The following is a 16,681-nucleotide window of genomic DNA, read 5'->3' as shown; positions in this document are numbered from 1 at the left end:
CGGCCAGTGGACCTTTGACAACCGTCAGGTCACATGTCGGAGAATTTCGTCGGGTAGGCTGTGCAGAGTTTTTGCGTACGTGGTTTGCTGTCTCACGCTGTTGAGAGACGCGTGGGTTGAGAGAAGTCTCCTTCACCGGGGGCCGCCTCAGGCGCCGCTGCTCGAAAACGGCCAACCGGCCGCACGGCGTGCTCGGCCGCCAGTTTTAGAAGGAGATACACATGGCGCAGGGAACCGTGAAGTGGTTCAACGCTGACAAGGGCTTCGGCTTCATCACCGTCGACGGCGGGGGTGCTGACGTGTTCGTCCACTTCTCGGCCATCCAGACCAGCGGCTACCGCACGCTGGAGGAGAACCAGCGGGTGGAGTTCGAGATCGCCCAGGGTCAGAAGGGTCCGCAGGCCGAGCAGGTCCGCCCCCTCTGAGCGACGAATTGCCGGCCGCGCCGGCCGGCACGAAGCCCCGCTTCCCGCTTCCGGGACGCGGGGCTTTCCGCATCTGGACGCGTTCCTCGGATTCAGGTACGCCGGCGCCGGGCCCGCAACCCGTACCAGAGCACGACGAGTCCGATCAGGACGACGATCGGGCCGATGACCACCCAGATCCGTTCGCCGGTCATCATGCTGCCGTCCACGTAGCCCAGTCCCTGCAGCGTCCAGACCGCACCCAGCACGACGGCCAGCAGCCCCAGGGTGAGCCGGAACCAGCCTTTCATCGTTCCCCCTCCGACGACGCCTGCCCGACTCCAGGATGCCCGCCGGCGGCGGTCCGCGGCGACGCCGCGCCGAGGCCGCCCACGGGCCGGGTCACCACCGCCCGTGCACCTGCGGCCGGATCAGCTCGTCGTAGGTCTCGCGGACGGCGGCCAGCTCCCCCTCGGTCAGCGGCGGCAGGTCGGCCGCGGCGGCGTTGCGCCGGGCCTGCTCGGCGTTGCGCGCGCCGGGGATGACCACGGTGACGCCGGGCTGGTCGAGGATCCAGCGCAGCGCGAACTGGGCCATCGTCCGGTCCGCGCCGACCAGCGGCGCGAGCCGGCGTACGGCGGCCAGGCCGAGGTCGTAGTCCACCCCGGAGAAGGTCTCGCCGACGTCGAACGACTCGCCGTGCCGGTTGAAGGTGCGGTGGTCGTTCGCGGGGAAGGTGGTGTGCTCGTCGTACCGCCCGGAGAGCAGGCCGCTGGCCAGCGGCACCCGGGCGATGATGCCGACCCCGGCCGCCGCGGCGGCGGGCAGCACCCGGTCCAGGGGCTTGTGCCGGACCGCGTTGAGGATGATCTGCACGCTGGCCACCCCGGGGCGGGCGATGGCGGTGAGCGCCTGCTCGCAGGTCTCGACGCTGACCCCGTACCCGGCGACGCGCTGCTCGGCGACCAGGGTGTCCAGCGCGTCGAAGACCTGGTCGTCGGCGAAGACCGCGGTGGGCGGGCAGTGCAGCTGTACCAGGTCGAGGGTGTCCACCCCGAGGTTGGCCCGGGACCGGTCGGTCCAGGTCCGGAAGTTGTCCAGGGTGTACGCCTCCGGCGTCTGCGGCACCCGTCGGCCCATCTTGGTGGCCACGGTCAGCCCGTGCCCGGGGCGCTCGCGCAGGAACCGGCCGATCAGCTGCTCGCTGCGGCCGTCGCCGTACACGTCGGCGGTGTCCAGGAAGGTGACCCCAGCGTCCACGGCGGCGGCGAGGACCGCCATCGCCGTGCTCTCGCTGACCTCACCCCAGTCGGCACCGAGCTGCCAGGCGCCGAGTCCGACGATGCCAACCTGCCGGCCGAGCCGGTCGAAGCTGCGCTGTTCCACGCCGGAGAGCCTAGTGAGCGGCTTGCCGGTTCTCGCGGCGGGCCGTAGGGTCTAACAAGACGTACGTACGGTTTGGAGGCCGTCATGTGGGATCCCAGCACCTACCTGCGCTATGGCGACGAGCGGTCCCGGCCGTTCCACGACCTGCTGGCCCGGGTCCCGGCGGAGCGGCCCCGCGCGGTCGTCGACCTCGGCTGCGGCCCGGGCACCTTGACCGCGACCCTCGCCGGCCGCTGGCCGGACAGCCGGATCTCCGGCCTGGACTCCTCCGCCGAGATGATCGCGCGGGCCCGCGCCCAGACCCGGGTCCGCAGCCTGGCGGCGACCGGCACCCTGGCCGAAGCGGTCACCTTCTCGGTCAGGGACGTGCGCTCCTGGCGGCCAGAGCCGGACGTCGACGTGGTCGTCTGTAACGCGGTGCTCCAGTGGGTGCCCGGCCACCAGGAGCTGCTCGCCCGATGGGCCGCCGAGCTGCCGTCCGGCGCGTGGCTCGCGGTCCAGGTGCCCGGCAACTTCGCCGCCTCGTCGCACCGCGCGCTGCGCGAGGTGGCCGGGCGGGACCGGTGGCGGGACACGCTCGCCCCGCTGCTGCGCGAGGCGCCCGTCGACGACCCGGTCGACTACGCCGCGCTGCTGGCCGGTGCGGGCTGCGCGGTCGACGCCTGGGAAACTACCTACGTGCACCTGCTTCCCGCCGCCGCGGGCGCGGACCACCCGGTGCTGAGCTGGATGGAGGGGACGGCGCTGCGCCCGGTCCGGGCCGCGCTCGACGCCGCCGGCTGGGCCGACTTCCGCGCCGAGCTCGGGGTGCGGCTCGCGCAGGCGTACCCGGTGCGGCAGGGTCAGGTGTACTTCCCGTTCCGCCGGATCTTCGTGGTCGCCCGTACCGGCGCCCGCGGCGAGGAGAATCTGTGACCGACCTGCCCACGTTCATCGCCGGACTGCCCAAGGTGGAGCTGCACGTGCACCACGTCGGCTCCGCCTCGCCCCGGATCGTCGCCGAGCTGGCCGCCCGGCACGAGGGGCGCAGCCCGGTCCCGGCCGACCCGGAGCGGCTCGCCGACTACTTCGCCTTTCGCGACTTCGCCCACTTCATCGAGGTCTACCTCAGCGTCGTGGACCTGATCCGCGACCCCGAGGACGTCTGGATCCTGACCCACGAGGTGGCCCGCGAACTGGCCCGGCAGCAGGTCCGGTACGCCGAGCTGACCGTCACGCCGTACTCGCACGTGCGGCGGGGGATCCCGGCGCCGGCGTTCTGCGAGGCGATCGAGGACGCCCGCAAGCGGGCCGAGGCGGACTTCGGCATCGCGCTGCGCTGGTGCTTCGACATACCCGGCGAGGCGGGGCTGCCGGCCGCCGAGGAGACCCTGCGGATCGCGCTGGAGCAGCGGCCGGACGGGTTGATCAGCTTCGGCCTGGGCGGGCCCGAGATCGGGGTGCCGCGGCCGCAGTTCAAGCCGTACTTCGACCAGGCCCGGGCGGCCGGGCTGCGCTCGGTGCCGCACGCCGGCGAAACCACCGGCCCGGAGACCGTCTGGGACGCGCTGCGGGAGCTGGGCGCGGAGCGGATCGGCCACGGCGTCTCCGCCGCGCTCGACCCGGAGCTGCTCACCTACCTCGCCGAGCGGCAGATCCCGTTGGAGGTGTGCCCCACCTCCAACGTCCGCACCCGGGCGGTGGCGAGCATCGAGGAGCACCCGCTGCCGCAGTTCGTCGAGGCCGGGGTGCTGGTCACCGTCAACTCCGACGACCCGCCCATGTTCGGCACCACCCTCAACGACGAGTACGCGGTCGCCGCCCGGCTGCTGCACCTCGGCCCGGACGGGCTCGCCGCGCTGGCCCGTAACGCGGTCACCGCCGCGTTCCTGGAGCCCACGGAGCAGGCCCGGATCAGTGGCGAGATCGACGCGTACCTGGCGACCGCGACGCGCTGAGCGCACCGGCCGCGGTCAGGTCAAGCCGGGGTGCGGTGCGACGCGACGGGGAGTGGCGCGCGGCGGGAGCGGATGTGGGGGGACCGACTCCCGCCGCGCGCACGGCCCCACCGGCCGGATGGTGTGACGGGGCGTCCCGGCCGACGGAACCGATGGGTTCGGCTTCTGATCCTGGCAGCCCACGAGGGCAAGTCGACCGCCGTTAATCCAGTCCTAAGGAAGACTTGCGCCGGCGCACAACCAGCGCCTCAGCGCGGGCGCCGCCAGCGGCGGCCGGTCTTCTGCTCCCGGGCGTCCCGCGCCATCCGCCCCACCAGGCCGAACCGGTTGACCGGCCGGGGCGTCGCCTCGGGGTCGGCGAGCAGCATCACCACGCTGGCCCCGCCGAGCCGGGCCCGGTCGATGCTGACCGACCCGTTGGCCTGCAGCGCCACCCGCTTGGCGATGTCCAGCCCCAGCCCGGTGGAGCCCTGGTCGCTGGTGCCCCGGCGCAGCGCCCGGTCGGGGTTGGCGATGCCCGGGCCGGCGTCGTCGATGCGTAGCGCCACCCACCCGTCCCGCCGGCTGACCGCCACCTCGAAGGCGGTGCCCTGTGGGGTGTAGCGGAAGACGTTGCCGATCACCGCGTCGAGCGCGGCGGCCAGCTCGGCCCGGGGCACCGGGACCGGGATGCGCAGCTGCGCGCCGACCACCCGGTGCGGGCGGTTCTGGTCGCCGGCCAGCGCCGCCCAGAAGATCATCCGGTCCCGGACCACCTCGCTGGCGTCGCAGGTGGCCGGGCCGGTCTCCTGGCTGACCGCCTTGCGGGTCGTCTTGATCAGCTGGTCGACCTCGCCCTCCAGGGTGGCGATCGCCTGGCGGATCCGCCGGATGCCCCGGCGGCGGTCCAGCTCCGCCGCGCTGAACGTGCCGATGCTGGTGTCGTCGGACTCCAGCGCCTCGGCGTCCAGCCGCAGCGCGGTCAGCGGGGTACGCAGCCGGTGGGACAGGTCGGCGACGAGTTCGCGCTCGTCGGCGCGGAGCGCGACCAGGCGCTCCGCCATCCGGTTGAACGCGTGCCCGGCCTCGGCCAGCTCCCGCGGGCCGGTCGGGTCGACCCGTGCCCCGAGGTCACCGTCGCCGACCGCGAGCGCCGCCTTGACCAGTTCGCCGGTGGCGTCCACCGCGCGGGCGGCCACCCGGTCGACCACGATCACCGCGGCCCCGACCAGCGCCACGGCCACCGCGAACAGCAGCAGCCACCGCTCGACGGAGCCCTCGTCGAGCACCGTCTCGGGGACGAAGACCTCCACCACGGCGATCTTGTCGCCGAGCACCACCGGGTCGAGCCGCAACACGCCGCCGGGCACGTCGGTGACCACCGAGCGGCGTCCGGTGCCGGCCCGGTCCAGCGCCGTGGCGTCGGCCCGACCGCCGGACTCGTCCGCGCCGATCCCGTGTACGACCGGCCGTGGCGCGCGCTCGTCGCCGGCCGCCGCCACCGCCCGCCGGACCACCTCCGGGTCGGTGCTGGCCGCGAGCGCGCCCGTGACCAGGGCGCTGCGCCGGGCCGCGTCGGCCAGCTTGTCGTCGCGCGCCTGGTCGCCGAGGGTGATCCCGAGCGGAACGAGGAAGGCGAGCGCGACGAGGCTGCACATGCCGGCCGTGAGCCAGGCCAGCGCCGGCCTCAGTCCGGCGCCACCAGCCGGAAGCCGACCCCCCGCACGGTGCGCAGGTAGCGCGGCTTCGCTGCGGACTCGCCCATTTTGCGGCGCAGCCAATATAGGTGAACGTCGATGGTCTGGTCCTCGCCGACCGAGGGCTGCCGCCATACCTCCTCCAAGAGTTCGCGCCGGGACACTACCCGGCCGGGACGCGCGGCGAGATACGCCAGCAGGTCGAACTCCTTACGGGTCAGGGCCAGCGGCTCCCCGTCCAGCACCGCGCTGCGCTCGCCGACGTCCACCCGCAGGCCACCCACCGTGTGCACGGCCGGCTGGACGGTACGGCTGGCCCGGCCCGCCCGGCGGAGCACCGTGGTGATCCGGGCGTCCAGGTGGGCGCCGGTGAACGGCTTGACCATGTAGTCGTCGGCGCCCGCCCGCAGCAGGCGTACCACGGACTGCTCGTCGTCCCGCGCGGTGGCGATGATGATCGGCACGTCGGTGATCCCGCGCAGCATCCGCAGCGCGTCCGAGCCGTCCAGATCGGGCAGGCCGAGATCGAGCACGACCAGGTCGGGTGTCTCGGCGGCGACCCGGCGCAGTGCGTCCAGCGCCGTGCCGACGGCGTGCACGGCGTGCCCCCGGTCGGTGAGGGAGCGCAGCATGGCGCCGCGTACGACGTGATCGTCTTCGACCAGGAGGACGGTTGCCACGTCAGCACCGTACTCGGCGTGGCAAGTTGATCGCGTTGCGGCGCATCTGGGAACCGGGCAAGCTGGGACGACGATGACGTTCACCCTCTTCCCCGACACCCGCCTGGCGCTCGCCCGCGACGCCCTCGCCGGCCTGTCGGTCGGCGACGCTCTCGGCTCCCAGTTCTTCGTCCCCGGCCGGCACCCCGCGGACCTCGCCGCCGGCCGGCTGCCCGCGCCGCCGTGGTCCTGGACCGACGACACCGAGATGGCCTGTTCCGTGGTGGCCGCGCTGGGCGGCACCGGGCGGATCGACCCGGACGCGCTGGCGCTCGCCTTCGCCGAGTACTGCGAGCCGTACCGCGGTTACGGTCCGGGCGCGGTGACCATCCTGCGGCTGATCCGCACCGGTACGCCCTGGCCGGTGGCCGCCGCGTCCGCGTTCGACGGGCAGGGCTCCTGCGGCAACGGCGCCGCCATGCGGGTCGCCCCGCTCGGCGCCTGGTACGCCGACTCGATCCGCCGCGCCGCCGACCAGGCCCGCGCCTCCGCCGAGGTGACGCACGCCCACCCGGAGGGGATCGCCGGGTCGATCGCGGTGGCGGTGGCCGCCTCGCTGGCCGCCCGGGCCCGGCTCGACGGGGACCGCCCCGAACCGGCCCGGCTGCTCAATGCGGTGGCCGGCGCCCTGGATCCGGCCGGCGAGGTGCACCGGGGCGTACGCCGGGCCGCCAAGCTGCTCGGCCAGTCGGCCGACGCGGTGGTCGACGCGCTCGGCAACGGCTCCCGGGTCACCGCGCAGGACACCGTCCCGTTCACCCTCTGGGTCGCCGCCACCCACCTCGGCGACTACCCGACCGCGATCCGGGTCTGCGTCGAGGCGGGCGGGGACGTGGACACCACGGCGGCGATCGTCGGCGGGGTGGTCGCCGCGTACACCGGGATCGGCACGCCAGGCGGGGTGCCGGACGGCTGGCTCGCCGCCCGCGAACCCCTGCCCGACTGGCTCCCCGCCCACACCTGACCTCACCCGCACCCACCGCGCGCCACAAGATCCGCGCCTGGCGCCCACGGGCCGCCGGCGGCCGAGCAGCCAGCCGAGCGCCGCGCCGCCGCCCAGGCCACGGATCGGGACAGCGCGGCGTCGCCGACGGTGCGGAAAGGGCGACCGATAGCATCGCAGGGGCCGGTACCCGGCACATTCGAACCCATCGACGACAGGAGTCACCGTGTCCGCACCCCGTACCCCCGTCGTGGCCGACCCCGTCGTCGTCGCCGCCGGGACGACGGCGGCCGACGCGGTGGCGGCGGCCGGGCTGCCCACCACGGGCCCGAAGGCGACCGTGGTGGTCCGCGACCCGCAGGGCGTGCTGCGTGACCTGGACTGGAAGCCGGCGGAGGAGACCGCCGTCGAGCCGGTGAGCCTCGACTCGCCGGACGGGCTGAACGTGCTGCGCCACTCGACCGCGCACGTGCTCGCCCAGGCGGTGCAGGACGTCTTCCCCGAGGCCAAGCTCGGCATCGGGCCGCCGATCGAGAACGGCTTCTACTACGACTTCCAGGTCGACAAGCCGTTCCAGCCGGACGACCTGGCCAAGCTCGAGAAGCGGATGCAGGAGATCGTCAAGTCCGGGCAGCGGTTCCGCCGGCGCCGCTTCAACAGCCTGGACGAGGCCCGGGCCGAGCTGGCCAACGAGCCGTTCAAGCTGGAGCTGATCGACGTCAAGGGGGAGGGGCTCGACTCCTCGCAGGTGATGGAGGTGGGCGGCGGCGAGCTGACCATCTACGACAACCTCGCCGCCGCCGAGGACAAGGTCTGCTGGTCGGACCTGTGCCGCGGCCCGCACCTGCCGAACACCCGGCTGATCGGCGCGTTCAAGCTGATGCGCTCGGCCGCCGCATACTGGCGCGGCTCGGAGAAGAACCCGCAGCTGCAGCGGGTGTACGGCACCGCGTGGCCGACCCGGGACGAGCTCAAGGCGTACCTGAAGCTGCTGGAGGAGGCCGCCCGGCGCGACCACCGCAAGCTCGGCGCGGACCTGGACCTGTTCAGCTTCCCCGACGAGATCGGCTCGGGCCTGGCGGTCTTCCACCCGAAGGGCGGCATCATCCGGCGGGAGCTGGAGAACTACTCGCGTCGCCGGCACGAGGCGGCCGGGTACGAGTTCGTCAACAGCCCGCACATCACCAAGGCGCAGCTCTTCGAGACCTCCGGTCACCTGCCCTACTACGCCGACACGATGTTCCCGCCCATGCAGCTGGAGGGCGCGGACTACTACCTCAAGGCGATGAACTGCCCGATGCACAACCTGATCTTCAGGGCGCGCGGGCGGTCGTACCGGGAGCTGCCGCTGCGGCTCTTCGAGTTCGGCACGGTCTACCGGTACGAGAAGTCCGGCGTGGTGCACGGCCTGACCCGGGTCCGCGGCCTGACCCAGGACGACTCGCACATCTACTGCACCCGCGAGCAGATGCCGGGCGAGCTGACCACCCTGCTCACCTTCGTGCTCGACCTGCTGCGCGACTACGGCCTGGACGACTTCTACCTGGAGCTGTCCACCCGGGACGACTCGCCGAAGTTCATCGGCTCGGACGAGGACTGGGCGGAGGCCACGGAGGCCCTGCGCAGCGCTGCCGAGGCCTCCGGGCTGGACCTGGTGCCGGATCCGGGCGGCGCGGCGTTCTACGGCCCGAAGATCTCGGTGCAGGCCAAGGACGCGATCGGCCGCACCTGGCAGATGTCCACCATCCAGGTCGACTTCAACCAGCCGGAGCGGTTCGGGCTGGAGTACCAGGCGGCGGACGGCAGCCGGCAGCGGCCGGTGATGATCCACCGGGCCCTCTTCGGCTCGATCGAGCGCTTCTTCGGCGTGCTCACCGAGCACTACGCGGGCGCCTTCCCGGCCTGGCTGGCCCCGGTGCAGGTGATCGGCATCCCGATCCGCGAGGAGCACACCGACTACCTGCACGGCTTCGTGGCCGCGCTGCGCGCCGAGGGGATCCGCGCCCAGGTGGACTCCGGCACCGACCGGATGCAGAAGAAGATCCGCAACGCCCAGCAGCAGAAGATCCCGTTCATGGTGATCGCCGGTGACGACGACGTGGCCGCCGGCACGGTCTCGTTCCGCTACCGGGACGGCTCGCAGCGCAACGGTGTGCCGATGGCCGAGGCGGTGACCCACGTGCTCGACGTGGTCAACTCCCGCACCAACTCGGGCCCGTCGGCGGAGAGCTGATCGCCGGCCCGGCGGCGGCCGGGCGTGACGTGCCGCGAATGGCGGTGTGCCGATGCCGGGGCACCGCCATTCGCCGCGTCTGGCGCTCGGCACCGGCGACCAGGCACCCGGGTTGATCGGGGTGCGGTGACCGTAGGATCGGCGCTGTGACTGGGGCGGATCGGCACTTCGAGAACGGCACCGACAATGGTCTGGCGGACGGGCTGGAACGGCTCTGGACGCCGCACCGGATGACCTACATCTCGGGCGAGGACCGGCCCGAGGGCGGCTACGAGAAGCCCGCCGGCTGCCCGTTCTGCCTGGCCCCCGGCCTGCCGCCGGACGAGAGCCTGGTGGTCGCCCGGGGCGAGCACGTCTTCGTGGTGCTCAATCTCTACCCGTACAACCCGGGGCACCTGCTGGTCTGCCCCTACCGGCACGTGGCCGACTACACCGAGCTGGACGCGCCGGAGACCGCCGAGCTGGCGGCGTTCACCAAGGACGCCATGCGGGTGGTCCGCCACGTCTCCAACGCGCACGGCTTCAACCTGGGCATGAACCAGGGCGGGGTGGCCGGCGCCGGTATCGCCGCCCACCTGCACCAGCACGTGGTGCCGCGGTGGGGCGGGGACGCGAACTTCATGCCGGTCATCGGCCGGACGAAGGTGCTGCCCCAGCTGCTCGCCGACACCCGCGACCTGCTCGCCAAGGCCTGGCCCGCCTGATCCGGAGCGCGGCGGGCCGACGGGCGTGGGTCCGGCCGGCGTGCCGGTGCGGCTGGAGTCGGTCGGTAACGGCCGTCAGCGTGTCCGGCCGCGGCCGCGGCGCGGCCGGCGACGCGCACTGGTGGCCGTCCGCTCGGCCGCCTCGGCCCGGTCGGTGGCGAGCGCGGCGCGGACGGTGAGCTGGCGCAGCCGCCGCTCCATCATCCGGTCGCCGTGCCGGGCGATCCAGACGCAGACCGCGGCCAGCGGCAGCTCGACCAGTGCGGCCAGCAGCACCGACAGCGCCAGGTCCGGCCCGGCGGGGGTGGTGATGACGTCGAACCAGGCGTCCACCACCAGCATGGTCGCGGTGGCGCTGGCCGCCAGGGCGACCTGCCGGTGCCCTCGGTACGCCTGTACCGCCGTCAACGCCAGCATCGCCGTCAGCCCCAGGTCGAAGCCCACCCAGGCGGCCCGGTAGTGCACGATGACGGCGTGCCGGGGCAGCGTCAGGGCCAGGTAGCCGATCCAGGGCAGGGTGAGCAGCGCCAGCACCGCGAAGGTGGGTGCCACCCAGCGGGGCGTCGGTGGTCCGTCCGTCGCCCGATGGAGCTGTTCCGCCGCCGTGCCCATGGTTCCTCCAGGCCGCGGTAGTGCCTCGGCGCCAGGATCGGCAAATGCCGGCGCGCCTCCCTTCGACAGTACGATCTCCCGCATGGCATTGCTGCACCGCGCGGAACTGCGCCCGTCGAAGCTCGACCTGCTCGCCGCCTGGCTGCCCGGCCGCCCGTGGTTCGCGGGTACGACGGGCGCCGACGCCACCCGGGTGGCGACCTACCGCTTCGACGACCCGGCCGGCGAGGTCGGGATCGAGACCCTGCTCGTCCGGGTCGGGGACGGGCCCGTCCTGCAGGTGCCGCTCACCTACCGGGGTGCGCCACTGCCCGGTGCCGACGCCTGGCTGGTCGGCACCACCGAGCACTCCGTGCTGGGCCCGCGCTGGGTGTACGACGCCTGCGCCGACCCGGTCTACCCGCCGGCCCTGGCCGCTGCCGTCCTGACCGGCGTCGGGCCAGCGGAGGAGTACTTCGAGGTGGACGGGCGCCGGGAGGTCCATCCGCCGAACATGACCGTGACCGGCGGCCGGGCCGGCGCGGGCGAACCGCCGGTGGTCGGCGCGCACCGGGAGGTGGTCGACGGCGACCCCACGGTGATCCGGACCGGCCCGGTCGAGCTGGCCGTCATCCGGCGGCCGGTACCCGGCGAGGCCCCCTCCGACGCCTGCCTGACCGGCGCCTGGCCGGGGCAGGCCACCCCGCTCGTGCTGGCCTACGCCGTGCCCCGCTGACCGTCCACCGTGCCCGGGCACCCTGGCGTTCCCGCCCCCGGTGCCCGACGCCCGCCCTGACGGACCCCGCGCACCTCGGCGCGCCGCCGGGCTGGCCGCAGATTCGCGGGAAGGGTGGCCTCCACAGCCCGGGAGGCCACCCTTCCCGCGAAAGTGCGCGCACGGCGTGCCGGCGACCCCGGGGTCAGGAGCGGGCGGTGTGCTCCTTGCGGACCTGCTCGGCGAGGTGGGCGGGCATCGGCTCGTACCGGGCGAACTCCCGCCGGAAGGTGCCGGTGCCGGCGGTCATCGAGCGCAGCTCGACCGCGTACCGGAGCAGTTCGGTGGCGGGCACCTCGGCGCGGACCAGCGTCCGTCCCTCGGCGTCCGGGTCCGGTTCGGTGCCCAGCACCCGGCCGCGCCGGCCGGAGAGGTCGCCCATCACCGCGCCCACCGACGAGTCGGGTACCCGGATGGTCACCTCGTCGACCGGCTCCAGCAGCGTCGGCTGCCCCTTCTCGGCGGCGTCGCGCAGGGCCAGGCCGCCGGCGGTCTGGAACGCGGCGTCGGAGGAGTCGACGCTGTGCGCCTTGCCGTCGAAGAGGGTCACCCGCAGGTCCACCACCGGACAGCCGGCGACCAGGCCGCGCTCCATCTGCGCCCGGACGCCCTTCTCCACCGACGGGATGTAGTTGTGCGGGACCGCGCCGCCGACCACCTTGTCCACGAACTCGAAGCCGCCGCCGCGCGGCAGCGGCTCCACCTCGATGTCGCAGACGGCGTACTGGCCGTGGCCGCCGGACTGCTTGACGTGCCGCCCGTGCCCCCGGGCGGCGCTGGTGAACGTCTCGCGCAGCGCCACTCGGACCGGTTCGGTCTCCAGCTCCACCCCGCCGGCGCGCAGCCGGTCGAGCACCACGTCGGCGTGCGCCTCGCCCATGCACCAGAGCACCAGCTGGTGGGTCTCCGGATTGCGCTCCAGCCGCAGCGTCGGGTCGCCGGCCACCAGCCGGGCGAGGTTGCGGGCCAGGGCGTCCTCGTCGGCCCGGCTCTTCGCCACGATCGCCACCGGCAGCAGCGGCTCGGGCATCTCCCACGGGGCGATGAGCAGCGGCTCCTCCTTGGCGGAGATGGTGTCGCCGGTCTCCGCGCTGCCCGACTTGGTGATCGCGCAGAGGTCCCCGGCGACCGCGGCGGGCACCTCGCGCAGCGTCGCGCCGAGGGGGCTGTAGAGGTGGCCGACCCGCTCGTCGGCGTCGTGGTCGGCGTGGCCCCGCTCGGCCATGCCGTGCCCCGACACGTGGATCACCTGGTCGGGGCGGAGGGTGCCGGAGAAGACCCGGACCAGGGAGACCCGCCCGACGTGCCGGTCGACGGTGGTCTTGACCACCTCGGCGACCAGCGGGCCGTCCGGGTCGCAGGCCAGTGGCGGCCGCGGCGAGCCGTCCACCCCGGTGACCGCCGGCAGCTCGTGCTCCAGCGGCGACGGGAACGCCGCCACCAAGCCGTCGAGCAGCACGTCCAGGCCGACCCCGGTCTCCGCGCAGACCGGCACCACCGGGTAGAAGTGCCCCCGGGCCACCGCCGTCTCCAGGTCGGTGATGAGCACCTCGGTGTCGATCTCCTCGCCACCGAGGTAGCGGTCCATCAGGGTCTCGTCCTCGCTCTCCGCGATGATCCCCTCGATCAGCTCGTTGCGGGCCTCCTGGATGGCCGGCAGGTGCTCCGGATCCGGCTCCCGCACCGTGGCCGGCGACCCGTTCGAGTAGTCGAAGACCCGCCGGGTGATCAGCCCCATCAGGCCGACGACCGACACGCCGTCGTCGCCGAGCATCGGCAGGTAGAGCGGGAGCACGTTGTCGCCGAAGACGCGCTGGCAGAGCGCCACCGCCTCGTCGAAGTCGGCGCGTGGGTGGTCCAGCCGGCTGACCGCGACGGCGCGGGGCATGTCCACCGCGGCGCACTCCTCCCAGAGCGCGGCGGTGGCGGCGTCCATCCCGTCGACGGCGGAGACCACGAACAGCGCGGCGTCGGCGGCCCGCAGCCCCGCGCGCAGCTCGCCGACGAAGTCGGCGTACCCGGGGGTGTCCAGGAGGTTGACCTTGACGTCGCGGTGGAGCAGCGGGGCGCAGCAGAGGCTCACCGAGCGCTGCTGGCGGACGGCGGCGGCATCGTGGTCGCAGACCGTGGTGCCGTCGGTGACAGTGCCGGCCCGCCCGATCGTGCCGCTGGCCGCGAGCAAGGCCTCGACCAGTGTGGTCTTGCCCGTTCCCGAGTGCCCGACCAGCACCACGTTGCGAACCCTGCCGGGCTCGGTCACCACCGGCGCGCCGCCGGTGACACCCTTCTCCTGATTTTTCTGCGCCATCGCGGCGCACCTCCCTCAGCCGGTGGTGGGTGGCGACCGCCGCGCGCGACGGGGAAGCGGGCCCGAGCGGGTACCGCGGCGATATCCTCCGGTGGTCTCCTGGACGACGGGTTCTCGGACGGAGGGACGGTGAGTTGGCTCACCTCCCTCGCTCGATCTCACACCTGATGCCGACCCGGCACAAGCCTGCCTGGCGGGTCGGGACGACCAGCCGTGTCGTGCGCGGCCGTCGGCCGTTATCGTGGGACCGCCATGGCGAAGATCTTCCAAGTGACGGCCCGGGCGGGCATGACCCGCGTCGTGGAGCCGGTCGCGCGCGGGCTGCTCCGCGCGGGCGTGTCCCCCAACGCGGTCACCGTGACCGGCACCCTCGGCGTGCTCGTCGGCGCGCTCGGCTTCGGCGCCCGCGGCCAACTGGTCGCCGGTGCGCTGATCGTCACGGTCTTCGCGCTCACCGACCTGCTCGACGGCACGATGGCCCGGATGAGCGGCGGCTCCACCCGGTTCGGGGCCTTCCTCGACTCGAGCATGGACCGGATCGCCGACAGCGCGGTCTTCGGCGCGGTCGCGTACTGGCTGGCCACCCAGCACCACTACTCGGGGGTGGCGGCGGCGCTGCTCTGCCTGGCCGCCGGGGGGCTGGTGTCGTACGTCAAGGCCCGCGCCGAGGGCCTGGGCATGACCGCCAACGTGGGCATCGCCGAGCGCACCGAGCGGCTGCTGATCGTCGGGGTGGGCGGCCTGCTCACCGGCCTCAACGTCACACCGGCGCTGCCGATCGCGCTCTGGCTGCTCGCCGCGGTCTCGATCTTCACGGTCGGGCAGCGCATGGTCCACGTGTACCGGCAGGCGCAGCAGGTCGGCCACGAGTGAACCTCACCGAGCTGGGCCTCGTCGCCGGCTGGCGGGCGGCCCGGGCGCTGCCCCGGCCGGTGGTCGCCGCCGCCTTCCGGGCGGGCGCCGACCGCGCGCACCGCAAGGGCGGCGGGGGTACGGCCCGACTCCGCGCCAACCTGCGCCGGGTGGTCGGCCCGGAGGTGAGCGAGGCGGACCTGGACGGGCTGGTCCGCGCCGGCCTGCGGTCGTACGCCCGGTACTGGATGGAGGCGTTCCGGCTGCCCGCCCTGAGCCGCCGGGAGATCCTCGCCGGGTTCCGCCTCGAGGGTGCGGACATGCTCGGCGCCGACGTGGCGTCCGGCCGGGGCGCGGTGATCGCGCTGCCGCACGCCGGCAACTGGGACGCCGCGGGCGCCTGGGTGGCCGCCACCGGCTGGCCGATCACCACGGTGGCCGAGCGGCTCAAGCCGGAGGCCGTCTACGAGCGGTTCCTGGCCTTCCGGCAGGGCCTCGGCATGGAGATCCTGCCGACCCGGGGCGGCGACCGGCCGGCGTTCGACGTGCTGCTGGACCGGGTGCGGGCGGGCACGGTGGTGCCGCTGCTGGCCGACCGGGACCTCTCCGCCCGCGGGGTGGAGGTGGACTTCTTCGGCGCCCGGACCCGCATGCCGGCCGGCCCGGCCCTGCTGGCGATCCGGACCGGGGCGCCGCTCTACGTGACGTCGATGTGGTACGAGCCGGAGATCGCCTGCGGCGCCCTGGCCCGGTTGGAGCTGCCCGATCCGGACAGTGGCCCGCTGGACCAGCGGGTCCGCCTGCTGACCCAACGGATTGCCGACGGTCTGGCGGCGGGCATCGCCCGGCATCCGGAAGACTGGCACATGTTGCAGCGGATGTGGCTGGACCAGCGCGCGACGACCGACGGCGGCACGGGCGCCCCGGCAACGCCGCCGGCCAGCGCCGGGACCATCTGAGGGAGCGGGCGCAAATGCGGATCGGCATCGTGTGCCCGTACTCCTTCGACGTCCCCGGCGGGGTGCAGAACCACGTCATGGACCTGGCCGAGGCGCTGATCGGGCTGGGGCACGAGGTGAGCGTCCTGGCCCCGGCCGACGAGGACTCGCCGCTGCCGCCGTACGTGGTGCCGGCCGGCCGGGCGGTGCCGCTGCCGTACAACGGCTCGGTGGCCCGGATCGCGTTCGGCCCGGTCTCCACCGCGCGGGTGCGGCGCTGGATCACCCGGGGCGACTTCGACGTGCTGCACGTGCATGAGCCGCTGACCCCCAGCCTGTCGATGCTGGCCGTGCTCTGCGCGCGCGGCCCGGTGGTGGCCACCTTCCACACCGCGATGACCCGCTCCCGGGTGCTCTCGGCGGCCCAGGGGGTGCTGCAGATCCTGCTGGAGCGGATCACCGCCCGGATCGCGGTCAGCGCCCTGGCCCGCAAGGTGCAGGTCGAGCACATGGACGGCGGCGCGGTGGAGATCCCCAACGGGGTGGCGGTGGCGAAGTTCGCCGGCGTCGAGCCGCTGCCCGGCTGGCCGGGGGAGTGTGGACCGGGCACCGGCGGCACGCTCGGTTTTCTGGGCCGGTTCACCGAGCCCCGCAAGGGCTTCCCGATCCTGCGGGACGCCTTCGTCGCGCTCGCCCCGCACCGGCCCGGGCTGCGCCTGCTGGTGGCCGGGCCGGGCGACCCGGACGACCTCTACGGGCAGTTCCCGGCCGAACTGCGGGACCGGGTCAGTTTCCTCGGTCGGGTCTCCGAGGCGGACAAACCTCGCATGCTGCGCAGCCTGCACCTCTACGTGGCGCCGAACACCGGCGGGGAGTCCTTCGGGATGATCCTCACCGAGGCGCTCGCCGCCGGCACCACCGTGGTGGCCAGCGACCTCGACGCCTTCCGTCGGGTGCTGGACGGCGGGCGGGCCGGGCAGCTGTTCCCGACCGGCGACGCGGCGGCGCTGCGCACCGCCGTGGCCGGGCTGCTCGACGACGCGGACCGGCGGGCGGCGCTGACCGCCTGCGGCGAGCAGGTCGTGGCGAGCTTCGACTGGCCCGTGGTGGCCCGCCGGGTGGTGGAGGTATACGCGGCGGCGATCGAGGCCACCGACGGCCGGGTGATGGATCAGGAGTGGGTGGGGCTGGGCTGAGCCCGCCAGCCGGTGGGGT

General features: G+C 74.0%; 16 protein-coding genes. 10 read left to right on the top strand and 6 right to left on the bottom strand.

The features are described 5' to 3' along the window. Window positions 1–221: 221 nt before the first annotated feature. Complete coding sequence (locus tag ACFYML_RS06075) at window positions 222–425, top strand: cold-shock protein (protein WP_011905669.1); 204 nt, start codon at window positions 222–224, stop codon at window positions 423–425. A gap of 92 nt (window positions 426–517) precedes the next feature. Here the strand turns inward: ACFYML_RS06075 and ACFYML_RS06070 are convergent, their stop codons facing one another. After that, window positions 518–715 (bottom strand): hypothetical protein, encoded by a 198-nt coding sequence (locus ACFYML_RS06070; RefSeq protein ID WP_357446116.1) that lies wholly within the window; start codon window positions 713–715, stop codon window positions 518–520. Between the two features lie 91 nt (window positions 716–806). After that, entirely contained in the window at window positions 807–1,790 is a 984-nt protein-coding gene (locus tag ACFYML_RS06065; RefSeq protein WP_387419539.1) for an aldo/keto reductase, read from the bottom strand. An 84-nt stretch (window positions 1,791–1,874) separates the two neighbouring features. Here ACFYML_RS06065 and ACFYML_RS06060 point away from each other — a divergent pair, with 84 nt between their 5' ends. Beyond that, on the top strand, window positions 1,875–2,705 hold the full coding sequence (locus tag ACFYML_RS06060; RefSeq protein WP_387419538.1) for a trans-aconitate 2-methyltransferase: 831 nt from the start codon (window positions 1,875–1,877) through the stop codon (window positions 2,703–2,705). After that, window positions 2,702–3,727, top strand: coding sequence for an adenosine deaminase (locus ACFYML_RS06055; protein WP_387419537.1), 1,026 nt, complete (start codon window positions 2,702–2,704; stop codon window positions 3,725–3,727). Before ACFYML_RS06060 ends, ACFYML_RS06055 begins: the two co-directional genes overlap by 4 nt. A gap of 248 nt (window positions 3,728–3,975) precedes the next feature. On the opposite strand, the gene ACFYML_RS06050 is transcribed toward ACFYML_RS06055, so the two are convergent. Then, the gene (locus tag ACFYML_RS06050; protein ID WP_387419536.1) at window positions 3,976–5,364 is read right to left on the bottom strand and encodes an ATP-binding protein; all 1,389 of its coding nucleotides are present in this window, start codon (window positions 5,362–5,364) and stop codon (window positions 3,976–3,978) included. Window positions 5,365–5,393: 29 nt separating this feature from the next. Then, the gene (locus tag ACFYML_RS06045) at window positions 5,394–6,083 is read right to left on the bottom strand and encodes a response regulator transcription factor (protein WP_089155714.1); all 690 of its coding nucleotides are present in this window, start codon (window positions 6,081–6,083) and stop codon (window positions 5,394–5,396) included. Between the two features lie 73 nt (window positions 6,084–6,156). Between ACFYML_RS06045 and ACFYML_RS06040 the strand changes: the two genes are divergently transcribed. The 3 genes from ACFYML_RS06040 to ACFYML_RS06030 all read left to right on the top strand — a co-directional run bounded on the left by ACFYML_RS06040 (window position 6,157) and on the right by ACFYML_RS06030 (window position 10,002). Further along, the gene (locus ACFYML_RS06040) at window positions 6,157–7,086 is read left to right on the top strand and encodes an ADP-ribosylglycohydrolase family protein (protein ID WP_387419535.1); all 930 of its coding nucleotides are present in this window, start codon (window positions 6,157–6,159) and stop codon (window positions 7,084–7,086) included. A gap of 205 nt (window positions 7,087–7,291) precedes the next feature. Continuing rightward, window positions 7,292–9,298 (top strand): threonine--tRNA ligase, encoded by a 2,007-nt coding sequence (thrS, locus tag ACFYML_RS06035; protein ID WP_387419534.1) that lies wholly within the window; start codon window positions 7,292–7,294, stop codon window positions 9,296–9,298. 146 nt (window positions 9,299–9,444) lie between these two features. Further along, window positions 9,445–10,002, top strand: coding sequence for an HIT family protein (locus ACFYML_RS06030; RefSeq protein WP_387419533.1), 558 nt, complete (start codon window positions 9,445–9,447; stop codon window positions 10,000–10,002). 75 nt (window positions 10,003–10,077) lie between these two features. On the opposite strand, the gene ACFYML_RS06025 is transcribed toward ACFYML_RS06030, so the two are convergent. After that, complete coding sequence (locus ACFYML_RS06025) at window positions 10,078–10,614, bottom strand: hypothetical protein (RefSeq protein ID WP_387419532.1); 537 nt, start codon at window positions 10,612–10,614, stop codon at window positions 10,078–10,080. Window positions 10,615–10,696: 82 nt separating this feature from the next. Between ACFYML_RS06025 and ACFYML_RS06020 the strand changes: the two genes are divergently transcribed. Beyond that, complete coding sequence (locus ACFYML_RS06020; protein ID WP_387419531.1) at window positions 10,697–11,329, top strand: hypothetical protein; 633 nt, start codon at window positions 10,697–10,699, stop codon at window positions 11,327–11,329. Window positions 11,330–11,513: 184 nt separating this feature from the next. Here ACFYML_RS06020 and ACFYML_RS06015 read toward each other — a convergent pair whose 3' ends face one another. After that, a complete protein-coding gene (locus ACFYML_RS06015; protein WP_387419530.1) occupies window positions 11,514–13,676 on the bottom strand; it encodes an elongation factor G-like protein EF-G2 in 2,163 nt (720 codons plus the stop codon). A gap of 252 nt (window positions 13,677–13,928) precedes the next feature. On the opposite strand from ACFYML_RS06015, the gene pgsA reads away from it, so the two are divergent. Genes pgsA through ACFYML_RS06000 form a run of 3 tightly spaced genes read left to right on the top strand, consistent with a single transcriptional unit; the run spans window position 13,929 to window position 16,662 of the window. Continuing rightward, window positions 13,929–14,549: a phosphatidylinositol phosphate synthase gene (pgsA, locus tag ACFYML_RS06010; protein WP_387419529.1), complete on the top strand. Its 621-nt coding sequence runs from the start codon at window positions 13,929–13,931 to the stop codon at window positions 14,547–14,549. Further along, window positions 14,546–15,487, top strand: a complete 942-nt coding sequence (locus ACFYML_RS06005; protein WP_387419528.1) for a phosphatidylinositol mannoside acyltransferase — start codon at window positions 14,546–14,548, stop codon at window positions 15,485–15,487. The genes pgsA and ACFYML_RS06005 overlap by 4 nt, the downstream gene beginning before the upstream one ends. A 14-nt stretch (window positions 15,488–15,501) precedes the next feature. Continuing rightward, window positions 15,502–16,662 carry a glycosyltransferase family 4 protein gene (locus ACFYML_RS06000; protein WP_357446081.1) on the top strand — a complete coding sequence of 387 codons (1,161 nt, stop codon included), beginning with the start codon at window positions 15,502–15,504 and terminating at the stop codon, window positions 16,660–16,662. Window positions 16,663–16,681 lie beyond the last annotated feature (19 nt).

The sequence above is a fragment of the Micromonospora sp. NPDC007230 genome, from assembly GCF_042869115.1.
Taxonomy (GTDB): Bacteria; Actinomycetota; Actinomycetes; order Mycobacteriales; family Micromonosporaceae; genus Micromonospora.
This window is presented reverse-complemented; position numbering and strand designations above follow the sequence as displayed.